The sequence below is a fragment of the Pseudoalteromonas sp. NCIMB 1079 genome (genome assembly GCF_040567695.1).
In the GTDB taxonomy this organism is placed as follows: Bacteria; Pseudomonadota; Gammaproteobacteria; order Enterobacterales; family Alteromonadaceae; genus Pseudoalteromonas; species Pseudoalteromonas distincta.
The window spans coordinates 1697937-1717271 of the sequence record NZ_JBEWZA010000001.1 but is presented as its reverse complement, the minus strand read 5'-3'; the positions used below and the strand labels follow the sequence as shown (position 1 = coordinate 1717271).

Annotated in this window: 15 protein-coding genes and 3 tRNA genes; 4 read left to right on the top strand and 14 right to left on the bottom strand. The window is 40.1% G+C overall.

Annotation, left to right across the window (positions count from 1 at the left end; translation table 11 throughout):
- Nucleotides 1–14 precede the first annotated feature (14 nt).
- The 5 genes from ABX891_RS07985 to dnaQ all read right to left on the bottom strand — a co-directional run bounded on the left by ABX891_RS07985 (nucleotide 15) and on the right by dnaQ (nucleotide 2504).
- Nucleotides 15–91: transfer RNA gene (locus ABX891_RS07985), tRNA-Asp, on the bottom strand.
- Nucleotides 92–132: 41 nt separating this feature from the next.
- Nucleotides 133–209 (bottom strand) — tRNA-Asp (locus ABX891_RS07980).
- A gap of 27 nt (nucleotides 210–236) precedes the next feature.
- Nucleotides 237–313, bottom strand: a tRNA-Asp gene (locus ABX891_RS07975).
- A gap of 97 nt (nucleotides 314–410) precedes the next feature.
- Nucleotides 411–1781, bottom strand: coding sequence for a TIGR03503 family protein (locus tag ABX891_RS07970; protein WP_354629249.1), 1371 nt, complete (start codon nucleotides 1779–1781; stop codon nucleotides 411–413).
- 9 nt (nucleotides 1782–1790) lie between these two features.
- Nucleotides 1791–2504: a DNA polymerase III subunit epsilon gene (gene dnaQ / locus ABX891_RS07965; protein WP_024606537.1), complete on the bottom strand. Its 714-nt coding sequence runs from the start codon at nucleotides 2502–2504 to the stop codon at nucleotides 1791–1793.
- 68 nt (nucleotides 2505–2572) lie between these two features.
- On the opposite strand from dnaQ, the gene rnhA reads away from it, so the two are divergent.
- Nucleotides 2573–3037, top strand: coding sequence for a ribonuclease HI (gene rnhA, locus ABX891_RS07960; protein ID WP_354629248.1), 465 nt, complete (start codon nucleotides 2573–2575; stop codon nucleotides 3035–3037).
- A gap of 163 nt (nucleotides 3038–3200) precedes the next feature.
- On the opposite strand, the gene ABX891_RS07955 is transcribed toward rnhA, so the two are convergent.
- Nucleotides 3201–3986 carry a methyltransferase domain-containing protein gene (locus ABX891_RS07955; protein ID WP_354629247.1) on the bottom strand — a complete coding sequence of 262 codons (786 nt, stop codon included), beginning with the start codon at nucleotides 3984–3986 and terminating at the stop codon, nucleotides 3201–3203.
- 53 nt (nucleotides 3987–4039) lie between these two features.
- Between ABX891_RS07955 and gloB the strand changes: the two genes are divergently transcribed.
- The 3 genes from gloB (at nucleotide 4040) to ABX891_RS07940 (ending at nucleotide 8008) form a co-directional block, all read left to right on the top strand.
- Complete coding sequence (gene gloB, locus ABX891_RS07950; protein ID WP_354629246.1) at nucleotides 4040–4813, top strand: hydroxyacylglutathione hydrolase; 774 nt, start codon at nucleotides 4040–4042, stop codon at nucleotides 4811–4813.
- Between the two features lie 155 nt (nucleotides 4814–4968).
- Nucleotides 4969–6549: a LysM peptidoglycan-binding domain-containing protein gene (locus ABX891_RS07945; RefSeq protein WP_354629245.1), complete on the top strand. Its 1581-nt coding sequence runs from the start codon at nucleotides 4969–4971 to the stop codon at nucleotides 6547–6549.
- A gap of 130 nt (nucleotides 6550–6679) precedes the next feature.
- A complete protein-coding gene (locus tag ABX891_RS07940; protein WP_502936043.1) occupies nucleotides 6680–8008 on the top strand; it encodes an IS4 family transposase in 1329 nt (442 codons plus the stop codon).
- Between the two features lie 52 nt (nucleotides 8009–8060).
- Here the strand turns inward: ABX891_RS07940 and ABX891_RS07935 are convergent, their stop codons facing one another.
- The 8 genes from ABX891_RS07935 to ABX891_RS07900 form a co-directional block, all read right to left on the bottom strand.
- The gene (locus tag ABX891_RS07935) at nucleotides 8061–11099 is read right to left on the bottom strand and encodes a TonB-dependent receptor (protein ID WP_354629244.1); all 3039 of its coding nucleotides are present in this window, start codon (nucleotides 11097–11099) and stop codon (nucleotides 8061–8063) included.
- Nucleotides 11100–11552: 453 nt separating this feature from the next.
- Complete coding sequence (locus tag ABX891_RS07930; protein WP_354629243.1) at nucleotides 11553–12515, bottom strand: class 1 fructose-bisphosphatase; 963 nt, start codon at nucleotides 12513–12515, stop codon at nucleotides 11553–11555.
- Nucleotides 12512–13594 carry a class II fructose-bisphosphate aldolase gene (gene fbaA / locus ABX891_RS07925; protein WP_354629242.1) on the bottom strand — a complete coding sequence of 361 codons (1083 nt, stop codon included), beginning with the start codon at nucleotides 13592–13594 and terminating at the stop codon, nucleotides 12512–12514. Before fbaA ends, ABX891_RS07930 begins: the two co-directional genes overlap by 4 nt.
- Before the next feature lie 14 nt (nucleotides 13595–13608).
- On the bottom strand, nucleotides 13609–14226 hold the full coding sequence (gene eda, locus ABX891_RS07920) for a bifunctional 4-hydroxy-2-oxoglutarate aldolase/2-dehydro-3-deoxy-phosphogluconate aldolase (RefSeq protein ID WP_341604028.1): 618 nt from the start codon (nucleotides 14224–14226) through the stop codon (nucleotides 13609–13611).
- 228 nt (nucleotides 14227–14454) lie between these two features.
- Nucleotides 14455–15387, bottom strand: coding sequence for a sugar kinase (locus ABX891_RS07915; protein ID WP_354629241.1), 933 nt, complete (start codon nucleotides 15385–15387; stop codon nucleotides 14455–14457).
- 74 nt (nucleotides 15388–15461) lie between these two features.
- Entirely contained in the window at nucleotides 15462–16769 is a 1308-nt protein-coding gene (locus ABX891_RS07910) for an MFS transporter (RefSeq protein WP_002962964.1), read from the bottom strand.
- A 2-nt stretch (nucleotides 16770–16771) separates the two neighbouring features.
- On the bottom strand, nucleotides 16772–17116 hold the full coding sequence (locus tag ABX891_RS07905; protein ID WP_002962963.1) for a cupin domain-containing protein: 345 nt from the start codon (nucleotides 17114–17116) through the stop codon (nucleotides 16772–16774).
- Nucleotides 17117–17121: 5 nt separating this feature from the next.
- Complete coding sequence (locus ABX891_RS07900; protein WP_354629240.1) at nucleotides 17122–19332, bottom strand: heparinase II/III domain-containing protein; 2211 nt, start codon at nucleotides 19330–19332, stop codon at nucleotides 17122–17124.
- Nucleotides 19333–19335: the final 3 nt, after the last annotated feature.

Here is a 19335-nt window from a genome sequence, read left to right as displayed (position 1 = left end):
TTATTTTTTCTTAATGGCGGAGTGGACGGGACTCGAACCCGCGACCCCCGGCGTGACAGGCCGGTATTCTAACCAACTGAACTACCACTCCATAATAAGAATATGTTTTACAACCATACGTTGTGTAAGTGTTGGCGGAGTGGACGGGACTCGAACCCGCGACCCCCGGCGTGACAGGCCGGTATTCTAACCAACTGAACTACCACTCCAGCTTTTACTTACAAGTTTTACGAAAATGGCGGAGTGGACGGGACTCGAACCCGCGACCCCCGGCGTGACAGGCCGGTATTCTAACCAACTGAACTACCACTCCATATTTTCGTTGCTGTTTAGGTCTCCCTGACAGCGGCGTGAATAATACGAACCAACCCCTATTTCGTCAAGGGCTTTTTTGTTTTTTTATAGGTTTTTTAGTCATCTGTCATCGAAAGGTTTAAAATTTCACCTGATCTGTCATTTTTTGAGCCATTTTTACCGACTTGATTTTTTTCAGTGTCGGCAACATCACCTTCACTTGTTTTCTTTTTCTTTAAAAAAGGCAGCTTCACTTTAAATTTAATCGGTTTTTTCTGAACAAATATACGAATTAACAACCAACCGAGTAATAAAATGAGTGTATTGCAGCCTGCAATTAAACTAATAATTGTCGATGTGGCCATTTTTTCTTCAGCAGGCTCACTCTCGATCATTTTATCTGGCGTAATAATCGTTGCAGGATCAATTTCGGGCACCGCTTCTATGGGTCGTTCTATCTCAAATTTATACGTTGGCAGCGTTGCCATAAATTCACGGCCATTAATATTAGTGCCAAAAACAGACAGTTCAACACTATATCTACCCCAATCATAATTTTTAACACTAAGCTGACGTGAGTCTTTAGCTGCAGCATCTATGGTAAACATTTGCTCTTCGTTATTGGGATAGTAGATTTTTCCCTGGATGATGACTGTCTCTGGCTTAACAATACTTGGGTCTATATTAATAGTTAACAGATGCTCGTCTGTGTCTTGCTCTGCTAACGCGACTTCGGTTACAAAAGGTGGCTCGTGCACTTCTATTGTATTTTGCACAATGCGACGCTGCAGCAGAGGTGTTGCCAAGTAAAGCTCTGGTGTCCATTCACCCGCAGGAAAATCTAAAGTAAACTCGCCGGTAAACACACCATCTTTAGGGCGCTCATCAAATCCACGTCCATCGTCTTTAAATTCCGCTACTTCTTGAATGCCTGCACCAAAGTTAGCAAAGTTTTCATTGTTGGTACTTACAAAGTCAACATTAAGGCTCACAACATCCCTAAATAGGTTTGTGTTAATTGGCTCACCGTCGTTTAGTATTTTCCCGGTGATTTTTATTGTCTCCCCCCTAAACAACATTGAAGGAAGAGGCTCTGCCTCAAGAGATATTTCGCCTAATACAACTATTCTGCTATCAGGCAAAATACTGCCTATTACTTGCCAAGGACCTGCCATAGGTTTCTTTATGGTAACTAAATCGTAGCTGAGTTCGTCAAACCAATCTAAGTTAGGGTTTTTAACTGAGTCAGTAGCAAAGTACTTACTGCCATCGGGCCGCACTAAAATAACAGCAGGTGCAGCTGATTTTCTAAAAAACAGCAGTGTTATTTCATCTATTTTGCTATCTATGCGAAAACGATTATCAAGTAAAGGGATCTCATTTTGATACCCATCGCGCTTGAGCACTTCTACTTGTTTTACGCCATATGCATTGCCAGTAAATAAACTAGCGGCACATAACGCTGTTACAAAATACATCGTTTTCATTAAATCGCCTTATTCAGCGCGCCATATACATTGGCCGCCTTCTTTGTTTACAAGATCTAATCGTGCTTCGTGTGCGCTTTGCTCAGCGTCGCTTGCTCGCAATACAACTAATGGGGCTCTATCGCTATTTAAACGCTTTATACCGCCTTTCTGTTGCTCGCTGCCGTCATCTTTGTTTTGATTCAAATTCAGCTTTGTTTGACCACCCGTCATGGCAAGGTAAACATCGGCTAAAATTTCAGAATCCAGTAGCGCGCCGTGAAGTGTTCGCTTTGCGTTATCTACATCGTAACGACGACATAATGCATCAAGATTGTTCTTTTGACCTGGATGCAAGTCACGCGCCATTTTAAGCGTGTCGAGAACTTGACAAAAAGTCTCTGTTTTAGGATAGCCCTGATTAAGTAGTGCAAATTCATTATCCATATGACCAACATCGAACGGTGCGTTATGAATAACCAACTCTGCCCCTTCAATATAGTCGAAAAACTCTTGGGCAATTTGATGAAACAGTGGTTTATCACGCAAAAACTCGTTAGTAATACCGTGAACGTCGATTGCTTCTTCTTCGCTTGGGCGTTGTGGGTTTATATAAACGTGAAAATTATTGCCTGTTAAACGGCGATTTACTAACTCCACACAACCAATTTCTATAATACGGTGCCCTTGTTTAGGGTCGATGCCGGTGGTTTCTGTATCTAAAACTATTTGTCTACGTGCCATATCGAATTTAGCCTGATTCTGGTATCTTTCTATAATCACTTTATTGTACATAAGATCAAGGTAAAACAGTGCAAAAAACCGTAGAGATTTACACCGATGGCTCATGTTTAGGTAATCCAGGCCCCGGCGGTTATGGTATTTTTATGATTTATAACGGCCACGAAAAAGAAATGAGCCAAGGTTATAAACTCACAACTAATAACCGAATGGAAATGCTCGCGGCTATTGTAGCCCTAGAAACACTCACTCGAGAATGCGAAGTAAACCTAACAACCGATAGCCAATATGTTAAGCAAGGCATTGAATCGTGGATCACTAACTGGAAAAAACGTGGCTGGTTAACATCAGCTAAAAAGCCAGTTAAAAACGTCGATTTATGGAAACGCTTAGATAAAGCCTGTAGCGAGCACAATGTAACTTGGAAGTGGGTTAAAGGGCATAGCGGCAATAAATACAACGAAATAGTTGACGATTTAGCGCGCGATGCCGCTGGCAGTAAAGATTTACTAGAAGATGTAGGCTACCAGCCTTAAATTTATTCTAAGCTAGTTGTTATACCAATTTTATTAAAAACATGTTCATTCTATCGCATTAAATAACTCACTAACTGCGTTAAAAATTATTCATATAGAACAACTATATGTCACAATTTTCGCCTTGTTAATGTGCTATTTTCTTAGCGCTATAATAGCTCACTTATTTAATGCAATTGGTATTATTTTTTTGCTCGCACGATTTAAAGTGTTGCTTTGACGTTTGTCTAAGCCCTGCCCCTTTTACTGGTGCAAATTGCGGCCTAGCATGCCACTTAGGTTTTATTGGCGTAAGTGGCGCAACTCTTTTTCGTGCCACCAGCATATAAACACTGCCCATTGGTTTTAAATACTGTTTTGCAAAAGTCCGCCAAAACTCAAATCTTGATAACCTGTTACCTCTTGCCAGTGATGAATAAATAAAACGTTCGTCACTTACAATTTCAAAACCCAATAAATTTAGCCAATCTTTAACCCTTGCAGGGGTAAAAAAGCGCCCTGTCCATGGTAATTTCTGACCACTAAAAGGCAGCATTTGTGCAAGCCCGCACAAACTAAACGGATTAAAACCAGTCACGAGTATATAACCGCCCGGAATAAGCGTGCGATGTGCTTCTCGTAAAATGTGATGTGGGTCTGAATGATACTCTAAGCAGTGGCTTAGTATGCAGGCATCAATACTGTGCTCGTAAAATGGCAATTCATCTATGTCAGCAACTACCCCGGTGTAAGGTCCTGGCTCTGCAACACACACTTGATGTTTAATCGTACTTATACTTGTGTTTAATTCGCCACTTAAATTACCCAACTTAAGCATATGATAGCCAAACATACGCGGCAGCCATTGCTCCATTTTGCGTTCAATATCTGCACGCAAATAATCCCCATGAGGAAACTGCTGCCACGACAGTGGTTTGGGTCCTTCTTGAAAACTAAGGGCTGGTTTCATTTTTTGAGCTCGTTATACTATGCGATAAGTGTCACTTTATAGAGCAATTTACCATGGTGCAAGTCAAAGCAATTAAAGCCTTTTCTGATAATTACATTTGGTGTTTAACTACCGATAACAGTAACCAAGCATGGGTCGTCGATCCAGGCCAAGCACATCCCGTATTAACGTACTTAGCTGAGCACAAACTAACGCTTGGTGGCATTTTAATTACGCATCATCACTACGACCACACCGATGGCGTAGCTGAATTAGTTAACGCCTATCCAGATATATCGGTTTATGGCCCCGCAAATAGTCCATTTAAAGGCGTCACTCATGCACTCACTGATGGACAAAGCATCAGTGTGCTTAATATTAACTTTACTATTTTAGCAACTCCTGGGCACACGCTTGATCATATTTGTTACACAAATGATGAACTTGCTTTTACAGGCGATACATTATTTAGCGGCGGATGTGGGCGCTTATTTGAAGGCACGCCAAAGCAAATGTGGGAGTCTTTCAATAAACTAAGAGAGCTACCTGCAAGCTGTGTTGTGTATTGCACGCACGAATACACGCAAGCTAATCTTGCCTTTGCCAAAGCCGTTGAACCACGCAATCCAGAACTCCTTGCGTACAGTAAAAAAGTAGATGAATTACGCAGTAATGATCAAATTTCTCTACCTACCTCTATTGGACAGGAGCTAAAAATAAATCCATTTATGCGTAGCGATTTGCCAACCATTACAGAGTTAGTGCCGGAGAAATTTATCTCGGTTACAAAAAACAATGAACCTTGGGGAAACTTTGCTAGTCTGAGACAGTTCAAAGACAATTTTTAATGCACAAACTAATACTTTAACATTTATTTTATTAGAATCATTAACTTAAGATATAGTGATGATTCTATCTCTGCGTTTTAAAAAGTCATTAAGTGGCAATGTTAACTCATAACAGGTAGTATTCGCCGAGTTTTTTACCCGATGTATTGGTATTTATGAATAAATCTCCCCTATTAGTAGCCTTGGCGTTAGCGCTAAGTGGTTGTCAAACACTGACAACATTAGAGTCAGACTCTAAAGTTGCCACGCAAGCAAACCGACAACTCGAAGGCGCAAGTCCTAACGACATTAACAATGCATTGATGGTAAACGCACAATACCAGCAAATTGACCCTGATGAGCAAGAAGCTCCCGTGTTTGATGATGTGTGGGAGCGAATTCGCTACCAACTTTCTATCGAAATACCGCAAAACCGCCCTGTTGTTACTGAACGTAATTATTACGCTCGCCACCAAGCCTATTTAGATCGTATTTCCAAACGTGCAGAACCTTACTTACACTTTATAGTTGAAGAAGTAGAAAAGCGCGAAATGCCAATCGAAATTGCACTACTGCCTATTGTAGAAAGCGCATTTGACCCATTTGGTTATTCTAATCGCAGCGCATCGGGCATTTGGCAGTTTATGCCTGCAACCGGTGAGCGATTCGATTTAAAACAAAACTGGTGGTACGACGGTCGTCGCGACATAGTGCAGTCGACTCACGCAGCACTTGATTACTTATCGTATTTACATAAAACACTTGAAGGCGATTGGCTAAATGCGATTGCTGCCTATAATTCAGGTGAAGGGCGCTTGATGCGCGCGATTAAAAAGAATCGTAAAAAGCATTTACCTACCGATTTTTGGTCTCTTGATTTACCAAGCGAAACAACAGCCTACGTACCAAAGTTATTAGCACTTGCCGATTTATTAAAGCGCTCAGATGATTTTAACGTTACATGGCAACCTGTAATTAATGCACAAGTGGTCGAAGTGGTTGATGTAGGCTCTCAAATAGATTTAGCGCTTGCCGCTGACATGGCTGATATGACGCTTACTGAGCTATACAGATTAAACCCTGGTTTTAATCGCTGGGCAACTGATCCTAATGGCCCACACTCTTTATTATTGCCCGTTGACAAAGCAGAGCAATTTAGCCAAAAACTAGCAAACACTGATGTTAAAAACAGATTACGCTGGCAACGTTATATTGTGGCTCGAGGCGACAGCTTATCAGTAATTGCCAAAAAGTTTACAACGAGCTCAAGTGCAATCCGATCGCTTAATAAACTCAAATCAAATACGATTAAAGTAGGCCAAGAATTATTGGTCCCGCTTACTGATGGCGCTATAAATAGCGAACATTTACCAAAGCAGATGCGTTTAGCTGCTAATAAAGCAACTCGCACAAAGCTTTCGCACACAGTTAAAAGTGGCGACACGTTATGGGACATTAGCCGCGAATATGACGTAACTATGGATGAGTTGGCTAAATGGAATAAGCTAAAGAAAAACTCTGTACTGCGCCTAAATCAAAAACTTACTGTGTATAAGTCAGCTAATAAACCACAAGCAACGGCAAGTACCAACCGTACTATTACATACAAAGTACGCCGTGGTGACTCACTTGCACGTATTGCGTCTAAGTTTAATCTAAGCGTTAACGAAATTATTAAGTGGAATAATTTAGCCGGTCAAAAATACTTACAACCTGGCCAAAAGCTAAAACTTAAAGTAGATGTCAGAAGTAGTTAATTTATAAAACTATATTAAAAGTAAAAAGGAGCGCATGCGCTAATGCCGATCAGTTAAGAAAATGACCGGTTGACCGATCCAAACGATCATGCAAAATCCGTAGTTAGGAAACTAACTACGGATTTTTTTTGTGAATATAGAACAAGCACTGCAAGCAACACTTGAAGAAAGCAGCCGATACCATACCTTTGAAAAATTATCAGAAATTCTTGACCCTGAAATCATTGAACAAGGCTTTCAACAAGCAGGGATTGCAACCGTTCGTAAGCGAAGATTACCGCTTGAAGCCGTTTTGTGGTCAGTTATTGGCATGGCATTGTTTCGAAAAGAATCAGTTTGGAATATCGCTAATAAGCTAGATATCATGTTACCTGGCAAGAACCAACTCGTTGCTCCAAGTGCGATGGTACAGGCGAGACAAAGGTTAGGTGATGATTCCGTTAAACACGTTTTCAATAAATCTGCTCAATCAATGTATAAGCAACAGTCATTCGAAACATGGAATGGTTTGAACCTATTAGCTGTTGACGGTGTTGTGTGGCGAACAGCCGACACGCCTGATAATCGTAAAGCCTTCTCTTCTGGTAGCAACCAATACGGTGATACAGCCTTTCCTCAAATACGCATGGTCTGTCATATGGAATTGACCAGCCATCAACTGCTCAGTAGCGAGTTTGATAACTATAAAACCAACGAGATGAAATTAGCTGAGCGTTTAATTGAACGTACACCAGATAATTCACTGACTATGTTTGATAAAGGATATTATTCTTTAGGCCTGTTAAACCGTTGGCACCAAACTGGGGAGATGAGGCACTGGTTGATACCAGCAAGGCCCGACTTACAGTATGAAATCATCTCCAGCGCGGGTAAAAATGACCATATCATTGAATTGAAAACAACAAAGCATGCACAAAAAAACTTTCCCGATGTTCCTGAAACGATTAAAGCGAGATTAATCAGTAAAACAATAAAGGGCAAAAGCTACCGTATATTAACCTCGATGACGGATAGATTGCGTTATCCAGGTAATGAAATTGTTGAATTATATTGTCATCGTTGGGAGATAGAACTTGGGTTTAGAGAAATCAAACAAACCATGCTTGATAGCGCATACCATTTAAGAAGCAAGCGTCCAGACATGGTGCGTCAGGAGCTATGGGTCGTGTTACTCGCCTATAATTTAATACGAAGAATAATGACGATGGCGGCGACAGTCACAGGGATATGGCCTAACCAGCTTAGTTTCTCTAGCAGTTCGATGGCTGTCATTCAGTATTTCTCGTCAGTATCTATAATGAGCCCAGGAAACATTCCAATACACTGGCAGCACTTACTCAATACACTGGTCTTATTTAAGCTTCCAGCTAGACGAGAGGATAGAAGATATCCCCGATGGGTTAAGCCAAAACCATCTAAGTATCCCCATAAAAAGAAAAATGCCAGTCAGCTTAACTGACTGGCATTAGCGCATGCGCTCCTTTTTAGTGGGTATTAAGCTAAAACAACAGTCACAGCTTGTAGCTTAAACCTAAGAATAAGCGTGGGCCGTAGTCATTCACCTCACCAAGGTTACCTTCAACAAAGAAATCTTGTGATTTAAGTGCGCTGAACAAATTAATTGCTTCTGCTTTAACTCTGAAGTGCTCATCGATTTTGTATGATGCGCGCATTTCCCACACACCTACACCATCAACATAACGAAGTCGAGTACCATTTGTAGTATATGGTTGAAAATACCCACTACGATATTTGTAAATAACGGCAGTATCAAATCCACCAATTTGGTAGTAGAGCTGGCTGCTAAACACGTGCTTAGAGAAACCAGGTACTGAAGCCGACTCAATAATACCATCTTTTAATTGCGTTGTATTACCATCTACGTCAGTCTCAAACGTATCGCCGTATAAGCTATCTTGGAACTCAAAATCAGTGTCTGCATAGTTGTAACCAAACTTCATACCGATGCCGTTATCCCAGCGATAAGAAAATGAAGCTTCAAGACCTAATATTTCACTGTCATCATCTGACGTAACAGAGTTAGTAATTGGTAACGAAACTGTTTCACCACCAACAGTAAAATCTTCAATTACTGTTTGCTGTTGAAAGCCGCCGTTGAACTGTTTGTAGTATAAGCTTAACGCTAAGATTGAATCTTCGTTAGGGTACCATTCAAACGCAGCATCATAGTTCCACGACATAAGCGGTTGAGTGTCTGGGTTACCAGAACCATTTACACCGACTAATAAATCGCTGATTGAAGTTGCTGTACCATCTTTATCTTCTTCGAACGTACGGCTGTATCCTAAATCAGATGGATCTGCACGCGACATACCACGATATATACCTGCACGGAATAAAATATCTTCGCTGTAATCAATAACTAGATTAAAACTTGGTAAATACTTAGTGTAGTCACCACCGCTTTTTATTTTATCCAGTGAACCGTTATCAGACTCACGCAGAGAAAGTACACCTGTGTCGCTTGTTACTACGTCAAAGCTATTTCTAAAACCAATCGAAGTTACTTCTGTGTCTACAATACGAAGACCAAAGTTACCGCGAATGAATTTGCCAAACATTTCAGTATCGTAATTCGCCATTAAGTACACTGATGTTGTTTTTTCTGTTACATCAATTGTACCCGTATTTTCATATTCAACTTCTGGGTAAGCAAACACACCATCAACGTTAGAACCAGCTACAGCTTGTGAGAAACATACGTTGTCGTATGTAGCCCATGATGAACCTGTACCGCTAGCTACAACGTTACCGTCGCTATCAACATTTGTTACGATATCGCCATCAGATACACTCGATAAAAAGCCTGATTCAGGGAAATCGATTTGACAACCTTGTAATACGTCAAGCGCTTCAGTACCAGAGTCTAGTGTAAATTCGTTTCTTGAACCGTTACCTTGGCCACCACCATACTGTAGGAAGGTCATTTCAGATGTTCTTATACCACCTTGGACACTGGTAAAAACATTGCCATCTAGCGCATAGTCAAAATCTAGTCGCGCTGAAATAACTTCGTTTTCACGAACATTTTCACGATCAAGTCGTGTTCTTAGGCTATCTGTAAAGTTTGAAATATCTGTTACGTCAAAGTCTGTTAATGTGAAATGAGGGATTTCATCGCCCATATCCCAAGAAAAGAAAGTTTGGCTTGAGGTTCTACCACGGTTAGATATTTGAAGTTCTTCGCGTTCTGTTTTTGAGTACGCTAAATCTAAATCAACAGTTAATCTATCTGTAACTGTATGTTCTATATTTATGCCATAACCTTGGTAGTTTTCTTCACGAGAAAATTGCTCACCCGCTGATTCAATGCGCTCTTCACCTTCCCAATGTAAAATACCGCCTACATCGTTAGTTACAAGTGTTGGACCGGTTACACCAGGTGTTGCTCGTTTTTGTAAAAAGATTAAATCGTGGCGTGCTTCTTTTTGTGTTCTATCTGATATTTGTGCATCAAAGTTAACATCCCAATCAGCTGACGGCTGGTACTGCAGTGCAAAAAACATTGCATCACGCTCATCTGATGTTTCGTTTTGGCGGTAACTACGGCTACTACCAGTCCAAGCATACGGAGTACCATCACTTTCGGCTTTACCCGTTTCAGAATCAATTTTGGTTTGGTAGCCTTGGTTTTTTAATTTTTCGCCACTTACTTGATCTTCACAGTCGCCTGCTTTACTACGATAAAAACCTTCATTGGTATTATTTGGATCGTTTATACACGCCCATAATGAAGAGCCTGATGGGCTAGAGCTTCTGTATTCAGCTTCTGGTTGACTAATATCTTGGCGCTGTACACCAAAAGACACACCAATGGCTTGGCCATTATCAAATTCAAACTGGTCAACATAACTAAACGTGCCACGGTAACCCGCGTCACTTTGAAGTGAGTTATCTACATTACCTTCATCTGGGTTGTAATTTAGTTTAACTTCAGCTGATACACGTTGCTTGCCAAAATCAAGTGGAGTTATAGTTTCAAGTGCAATAACACCTGCAACACCGCCTTCAATCATTGACGCATCTTGCGTTTTATAAATTGCTACTTTTTTTACAAGTTCAGACGGAAACTGCGAAAAGTTAACTGAGCGGTCACCACTACCATTAGTCGCTTCACGACCATTAATGTGTGTTGCACTTAAAAATGGACCAAGACCACGGATAGTGATTTCTGTAGCACCACCGTTTTCACGGTGAGATGCAGCACCTGTAATTGATTCAAGTGCTTCGCCGATAGAAAGTGCTGGTAAATCACCAATGTCTTCTGATGATAAGCCATCAACAACGGTTGTTGACTCGCGCTTGATCGCTATTTGATCTTGTATCGTTCTACGCGTACCTGTAACACTAATTATTTCAACGTCTTCTTCAACTTCTGTCGCTTTTCCCTGATCTTCCTGTGCGCTTGCTGTAAATACGCAAGAACTTGCCATACCTGCGATGACCGCTGTTCTTACCCATTTTGCAACTGGGCGCATTGCAAACTGCCCTGTTGTAGAATTATTGTTATCTCGTGACTTCAACGACATTTTAATTCTCCGCTGGTTGTTGTTGTGTGATTTTAGTGTGTTAGCTTGTTATGTTGATGTATATTTTATGTAACCTTTAACATTAATATACTTAAACGAAGCACGATGATCAACCAATTTTAGATTTAAATATTACCAATAAGTATACCAATAAGCATACCAATTGCCATTTATTACCATTACCGCAATGTCAGATAGGTTTAAAGCGAAGAATACGAATAATTGAGAACAAGGAATGATTAGTAAAATTCAATCAAATAAAACTAGGTACTCGGAGCTAATAACACCCAAGTTTGAAGGATTAATTAATGCTGTTACTTAGTAGGTATTTAAGAAATTAGATTCTGATACCTATTGAGTAAGAGAAGTGGATATTAGGAATGCGTTAGATAAATTGTTAAAAAATAGGGGTTATTATCTTGCCCCTACTTTATTTATATACTAAGTGATGCTTTATAAAATAGCGTTATTATAAAACTCTACAGGCTCATTTGAACCCAAAGCAACAGGCACACGCTGGTGCAAGCTAGTTGGCGCAATATCTAAAATTCGCGTTCCTCTAGAGGTTGCTTTACCACCCGCGTTTTCAACTAAAAGTGCTAACGGGTTTGCTTCATAAAGCAGTCTTATTTTTCCGTTATCGTTACCACTGCGTTTATCTTGTGGATACAAAAATAACCCGCCTCTGCATAATATACGATGAACGTCGCCTACCATCGCAGCATTCCAGCGCATAGAGCTTTTTTCAAAGCTTTCACAGGTGTAAAGCAACTTATCAAAATACACTTGTGTCGGTTCGTCCCAATAACGGTAGTTAGCCATATTAACGGCAAATTCACGACTTTGTTCTGGCACACTTAACTGCTTGTTTGTTAGTAAGTAACCGCCATGTGTTGAGTCTAATGTATAACAACGCGTTGGGCCGCCAGTACTCATTACAAGTAATGACGAGGGGCCGTAAAGCACATAGCCCGCGCAAACTTGGTTTGCACCTAATTGGTTAAATTGCTCATCGCTATCATAGGGCACATCACCTCGGGCTAAATAAATAGTAAAAATAGTGCCTATTTGGCCATTTACATCTATGTTAGAAGAGCCGTCAAGTGGGTCAAATGCCACTATAAACTTTCCCTCTGGGTTGGCTCCTACTGCGTGGTCTTCTTCTTCTGACGCTACAGTTCTCACTGAGCTGTCCTCTAGCAAAATATCTTTAAGTAGTTGATTGGCTATTACATCAAGCTTTTTTTGCACTTCACCTTGAACGTTTTCATTCAAAGTTGAGCCTAAAACACCGGCTAATTCACCTTGGCTTACTCGAAAAGCAATTTCTTTACTGGTCGCTAAAATTGTGCGAATAAGTAAAATAAGATCGGTATCTACACCGTCTTCTTTCAATACTGTATTTAATCTTTTCATGCGCTATACCTGTTTACACAATTTAGATCGTCAAAGCATTGCTCTAGCCTTGCAACCATACTTTGCTCTGAATGACGCAACCATACACGAGGGTCATAGTATTTCTTGTTTGGCTTATCATCCCCGTCAGGGTTACCAATTTGCCCTTGTAGGTATGCTTGCTTGTCTTTGTAGTAATCTAAAATACCTGTCCAACACGCCCACTGCGTATCGGTATCAATATTCATCTTCACTACGCCATACGTTAAAGACTCTGCAATTTTACTGTACTCAGAACCACTACCACCATGAAAAACAAAGTTAATTGAGTTACTTGGTAGATTAAATTTTTCTGATACGTAAGCTTGTGAATCTTTTAAAATAGTTGGCGTAAGAACAACGTTACCCGGTTTATATACACCATGAACATTGCCAAAAGAGGCTGCAATTATAAAGTTAGGGCTAATACGACTTAAGCGTTCGTAAGCAAATGCAACATCTTCAGGTTGAGTGTATAAAGCAGAACTATCTAAGTGTGAGTTATCAACACCGTCTTCTTCGCCACCCGTGCAACCAAGCTCAATTTCAAGCGTCATACCTAATTTTGCCATACGCGTTAAGTAACGTTCACAAATTTCGATATTTTCTTCTAAAGGCTCTTCTGACAGATCAATCATATGTGAGCTAAACAATGGTTTGCCAGTCAGTTCAAAGTGTCTTTCACCTTCATCAAGCAAACCATCAATCCAAGGTAGTAGCTTTTTAGCTGCGTGATCAGTGTGAAGCATCACTGCTACTTCATAATGTGCTGCAACCGAATGTACATACCTTGCAGCACTTACCGCCCCAAGCACCGCTGATTGTTGCTCTGGTAAAGATAAGCTTTTACCACAAAAAAATTGTGCTCCACCATTAGAAAGCTGAATAATAATGGGCGAGTTTTTCTTTTTAGCAGCTTCTAGCGTCGCATTAATAGATGTTGTACTAACAACATTTACCGCTGGCAACGCATATTGATTAGTACGTGCATGCTCGTACACAGCACTTACTTCGTCGCCAACGATTACGCCTGGTAGTATTGTTGGGGCTAAATAATTCATTTATGAAATCCTTTCTATTTTAAAGCCTGGATACAAGAATCAGTAATTGCTTGCCAATTTTCTTGTTCAACCCATTCTTTTTTCGCTATCCAAGTACCGCCAACGGCGAATACATTATTTAAAGAAAGATAGTCCATTTTGTTACTTTCGCTAACGCCACCTGTAGGACAAAAGCTGACTGCTCTAAATACTGACGACACAGCTGACACAAAAGGAGCGCCACCGGCAAGCGATGCTGGGAATAATTTTTGCTCTTCAAAGCCATATTCAAGCGCCATTAAAATATCACCGGTGTTTGATACACCAGGAAGTACCGGCACATTACATTTAGCAAGTGCTTCAAGTAACGTAGGAGACACCGCTGGGGTTACAATAAAATCAGAACCCGCTTCAAGTGCTTGCTCCAAAATATCAGTATTGATGACTGTTCCCGCACCTACTTTTAGCTCAGGCACCTGTGCCTTAATAGCTTTCAATGCTTCTAATGATGCCTCTGTTCTTAACACTACTTCAACTAAAGTAAGGCCAGCATTGGCCATAGCTTTCGCTATTTGAACACCTTGCTCTGGTGTATCTGCTTGAATTATAGGTAGCAGTGTTTGTCCTGACATAAGTTCAGAAAAGCGAGTCATAACGTTGTTCCTTTATAAAAAGTAATGCGGCCGAGGTATAACGGCCTTTAATGTTTGATTATTTTGTTATACCAATTGCATTAAATTAATGAGCTATTATAGCGACAAGAAAATAGCTCAATAACAAAGCTAAAATTATGATACATAGTTGCTCTATATAAATAATTTTTAACGTAGTTAGTGAGTTATTTAATACGCTAAGGTGATCATGTTTTAATAAAATTGGTATCACATGCCAGCTTCAGCCATTGCTAGCTGAAATATATCTTTTGGAGCAATAGCACCTGGTTGCTGTATAACAGTCCCTGCCGCTTTTGCAGCAAGTTGTACAGCACTTGAAATTGATTTATCAGATAAACGTGCACCTAAGTAAACACCGTTAAAGGCATCCCCTGCTGATGTTGTATCTACAACGTTTTTGACCGGTATTATGGTGTGGCTTTGAAGCGTATCGCCCTCTTTTGTCACTACCGATTCAGGGCCATTTTTAACAACAATTTCTTCAATTTGGTAAGGCTTTAAATATTCAACAACTGCTTCTACGCTATGAACGTCATAAAGTGTTGTTAAATCTTCAACGCCTGGTAGGGTAATATCTGCAAACGTAAAGGCTAAATGATACTGCTCTTTTGTTTCCTCTACACTATTCCACAAACGTGCTCTGTAGTTAGGATCAAAAACGATTTTAACCCCAGCATCTTTAAGCTGCTTTACCACTTTCCAAAAGTCTTCACGTGCACTTTCTTCAATTATTGCTAATGAAATTCCTGAAAAGAAAAACATATCACCTTGGCTAAGCTGCTCGAGTGCATCAGCATCTAAAAAATCAACAACCTTTTTGGCTGCAGAATCATTGCGCCAATAAATAAAGCTACGCTCACCATGCTCATCAGTTTCTATGTAGTACATACCAGGTACTTTGGTGTCGTGAGCAAATACAAGTTGCGTATTTATTTGTTCACTCTCAAAGCGTTCTAGCATTTTTTTACTTAAATGATCTTGACCTAAAGCCGTAACAACCGAAGTAGTAACCTGCGGGAAGCAACGTTTTAAATACACTGCAGAATTATAAACATCGCCTGCAAATGATTGGTGCAGTGTTGCCGCGCTCATAGCTCTAAGCTCGACCATGCATTCACCGATAAAGTAAATATTTTTCATCTTGGAAGTTACCCTATGTAGTTAACTGCTATGCACTTATACAAAATATGTTGGCATAGCAGTTATTATCTAGATTATTGAGGCTTTTTAAGAGGTTCTATTTTTGGAATTAAAATCCAAACAGCTGCCATTGCAATGATGGCTAAAGAAGCACCAATTACAAATGCTGGTGTGTAGTTACCATCAGCAGTAAGAAAAGGTACTAGCGATGTAAGACCTACAGCACCAAGCTTTGCCGCCATACCAGAAAAACCTGATAATGTACCCACTGCTTTTTTACCTAACAAATCACTTGGTAGTGTTTGCACGTTACCAATTGCAGTTTGAAAACCAAATAATATAACAGCCATAATTAGTACCGCTGTTGTTGGTCCGCCTGGATTTGCCATTGCAAGTAGCGCTGGTAACATAATTAAACAACCCAGCGTAATAGTAAGCTTACGTGTTTTATCTGTATTCCAACCTGCTTTGAGTCGATTTTGAGCCAATAAGCCACCAAACCAAGCACCAAACATAGCGCCAACATAAGGTACCCAACCGTATATACCAATAGATTTAACATCCATACCGTATACTTCGTTTAGGTAAATAGGGATCCAAAATACAAATAACCACCAAATTGGGTCAATTGCGGCAGAGGCAATGATTACACCCCAGCTTTGCTTACGAGAAAGTAACTCAGCAGTTGTAGGGTTATATTCCTCTTCGTCTTCACCAGTTACATCACCGTTGTCATCAACACGTCTTTGACCCGTTAAGATATATTCACGTTCTTCGGCAGTCAGCCAAGGATGTGAGCTAGGCGGTGCTTTAACTAAAATTAACCATGGAACTAACCAAAGGAAACCTAATGCACCAACAAAAACAAACACCATTTGCCAGCTAAAGTAGATAGTTAAATAAGCAATTAAAGGAATAGCAATAATGCCGCCAATTGCGGCGCCAGAGTTAAAAATACCCTGTGCTAAAGCACGTTCTTTAGTAGGGAACCATTCTGCGTTACCTTTAGCTGCACCAGGCCAGTTACCGGCTTCTGCTACACCTAAGATTGCGCGAAAAATACTAAGACTAAGTACACCTTGTGCAAATGCATGCGCAACGGTTGCAATAGACCAAACACCTATTGATAGTACAAAACCGAAGCGTGTGCCCACCCAGTCAAATATTTTACCAAAGATTGCCTGACCAAATGCATAAGCAAATACAAACACAATAGAAATATTAGCGTATATTTGTTTGCGTTCTAGCGCTGATTCATCAGGAAATAAATCTTCAACAATGTCCGGCCAAAGCACACTAAGTGCTTGGCGGTCGATATAGTTAATAATGGTAGCTAGCGCTATTAGCGCTATAACCCACCAACGTAAGCCTTTAAGTTGCATAATTAATCCTCAAGAAAGTCTTCACGCGCTGGGCTAAAAGTATCAATCAGGATTCCGCCTGTTGGGCAGGTAGCTCCATGATCAGCAAATGGTGGGATTAAGCAGCTATCACCCGGTTTTAAGATTTTAGTTACGCCATCAATGTTAAAGTGAAACTCACCTTCAACAACATACGTTACTTGAGAATGTCTGTGAGCATGGTTATAACCAATAGCCCCTTTCTCAAACCAAATTTTAACAGCCATTAGCTCTTCGTTATAACCTAGCATTTGACGTTTTAGACCATTTCCTAAGTCTTCTATTTCGGTCTCGTTACCAAATGAAAAGTTTGCGCTTTGCTTTTGCATCCTATTTACTCCTGATTATTGTTCATCATATAAACGCCTAATCGGCCATTTAAAGTGAACTCTTTATTTTGATAATTGAATGTGTTTTTAGCTGATGTTTGTGCTTTATTAATAGCCACTAAATATGAGTTGCCTTTAATATCAAGTTCAACAAGTGTTAAATCGCCCTGCTGACTATATTCAAGCTTTGTAACTCGACTAACAGCTTCTAGGGTATATTCTTTACTTGGGTTGTACTCACCATGTGGCTCTAATACAGATATAAATTTATGATGCTTTTGACCCTCAACACGACGAATAAAACCGTTTTCGTTGCGTAAGTTAAAATCAGGGTCGTTTGCGCCTATTTGAGTAAACAAGAAAGACTCATCACCTTTAACCAAACTCGTTTGCGTATAAAAGCGACCATTTTCGTTTAACCACGTTACTTTAGCTAAACCACTTTGAGGTTGCGCTTGAGCTTTAAGCCATAAATGTTGGTAGCCATTTTTAGTACCTAATGCAGACAGTTGTGTTGCATTCGCTTTTAGCTCAAAGCTGGTATCGATAAGCTGACCTTTATAATGCAAAGGCAAATCAAGCTGATGCGCTTTATTTGCAGCAACATCAAATATATCAAGTGCAACTGTGCTTTGTAGTTCAGGTAAGTTAATAAGTGCAAGCGTACGCTCAAGATCAACGCCTTTATAAGCTGTGCTTATTTCGCCGCTTGAAACCGTGCCGTATTCATTCGTTTCGAAAAAGTTAAGTGTAGGGTAATTACTATTTCCTACTTCAGCATTTGCATTAAAATGCGTTGTTTCGTCAACCACTACCGTATTGTGCGCAACAGTGTGTTTAGCGTAAGTTTCGTTTTCAGGTAAATAACGACCGCCGTATTTAGCTTCTACATTTAAAAAACGTGCTGCGCCATAATCAGATACAATTTCATTACCATGGTCGTAAAATTGCCATGTTAGTTTATCAAAATGACCGTGACCTAAGCCTTGTGCAGCAGGTTTAAATAGTAGCGCTTGATCGCCACCTACCTGCGTTCTCATTACAACTAGAGCACCTTGTTTACCGTCATTACCATCGCCGAAGGCAACAGATTTAAACGAATAAGGTTTTGCCATGTTGTTATCAAGTGCTTGAGCTACTTTTAGTCCATCACCAGAGAGAATTATTTGATCTTGTTGCTTAGCAATATCTAAATAACCCGCATCGTTAGTTAAGCCATATGCTGCCGTTACACCATTAACTAACTCAATAGTATCGATACCTTTACTTTTTATTGCATCGTTAATTGGGAAAAACAAACCGTTGTAGCTAAGTTGAATCGTCGTATCAATCGCTTTTAATAATATGCCATCGCGATATTCAAAGATTTTTCGTTGTGGTTCGTTGTTTTCAATCGCTTTAGCAAACGTTACAAAGGGTAATAGTGCAAAGCGTTGATAGTAAGGACCTTCGTTATAGTAACCTTGTGGTGAAAACAGCATTTCTAGCTGCTTAATAAAGCCACCTTTACCCGACTTTTCTAAATCGTATAATGATTTTTCTACCCACTCAGGTTCACCTAATACATACCCTGCCATGCCAACACCCGCTGTTGCCCATGTTCCATGGTTATGTACTTTATTAAATGTAGAGGGTTGGCCTACTGATGTGAACAACGAAACAGGACGTAGTAAGTCATCCTCGATTGTTTTAATGTTATCGGCATTTAACGAGTCATGAATTAGATCATAAGCTTGTATTGTGTACACAAGCCACATTGCTTCATTTAGGCTTTGCCAAAAAAACTTACCTGGATTTTGCGAGTCCATTTTACGTTTTGGATGCAGACCAAGCGTTGGGTATAATTTTGCATACTCAAGCAACATATCACGCACGTAATTTGCATATTTATCATCTTGGCTTAGTTGATAAATGATGCCTGCGTTATACATAAGCTGATAATTTTTTTTGTGGCGTTCATGTGTATAACCACCACCACCATCTTTTGGTACAGGTACCGCAATTGGTTGAGCTATTTGTTCGTCTACTTGCGCTTTTAATAGCTCAAACGCAGTAGAAAATTTACCTTCGCTGCCTATTGCTTGGCGCATATGACTTACGTCATCAGTAGTAATTACTAAGTTTGGGTGTGCTGCATGCGCACCCAATGATGTAAGTAATGTAAGTGCTGCTACAGCCGCTATTTTAAAACCTGTTTGGCATTTTAATAAGTACATAGT

Bases quoted from the DNA above. Each gene is read 5' to 3' on its own strand.
- ABX891_RS07970 (WP_354629249.1), bottom strand. From the start codon at position 1,781: ATGAAAACGATGTATTTTGTAACAGCGTTATGTGCCGCTAGTTTATTT.
- dnaQ (WP_024606537.1), bottom strand. From the start codon at position 2,504: ATGGCACGTAGACAAATAGTTTTAGATACAGAAACCACCGGCATCGAC.
- ABX891_RS07955 (WP_354629247.1), bottom strand. From the start codon at position 3,986: ATGAAACCAGCCCTTAGTTTTCAAGAAGGACCCAAACCACTGTCGTGG.
- gloB (WP_354629246.1), top strand. From the start codon at position 4,040: ATGGTGCAAGTCAAAGCAATTAAAGCCTTTTCTGATAATTACATTTGG.
- ABX891_RS07945 (WP_354629245.1), top strand. From the start codon at position 4,969: ATGAATAAATCTCCCCTATTAGTAGCCTTGGCGTTAGCGCTAAGTGGT.
- ABX891_RS07935 (WP_354629244.1), bottom strand. From the start codon at position 11,099: ATGTCGTTGAAGTCACGAGATAACAATAATTCTACAACAGGGCAGTTT.
- ABX891_RS07930 (WP_354629243.1), bottom strand. From the start codon at position 12,515: ATGAAAAGATTAAATACAGTATTGAAAGAAGACGGTGTAGATACCGAT.
- fbaA (WP_354629242.1), bottom strand. From the start codon at position 13,594: ATGAATTATTTAGCCCCAACAATACTACCAGGCGTAATCGTTGGCGAC.
- eda (WP_341604028.1), bottom strand. From the start codon at position 14,226: ATGACTCGCTTTTCTGAACTTATGTCAGGACAAACACTGCTACCTATA.
- ABX891_RS07915 (WP_354629241.1), bottom strand. From the start codon at position 15,387: ATGAAAAATATTTACTTTATCGGTGAATGCATGGTCGAGCTTAGAGCT.
- ABX891_RS07910 (WP_002962964.1), bottom strand. From the start codon at position 16,769: ATGCAACTTAAAGGCTTACGTTGGTGGGTTATAGCGCTAATAGCGCTA.
- ABX891_RS07905 (WP_002962963.1), bottom strand. From the start codon at position 17,116: ATGCAAAAGCAAAGCGCAAACTTTTCATTTGGTAACGAGACCGAAATA.
- ABX891_RS07900 (WP_354629240.1), bottom strand. From the start codon at position 19,332: ATGTACTTATTAAAATGCCAAACAGGTTTTAAAATAGCGGCTGTAGCA.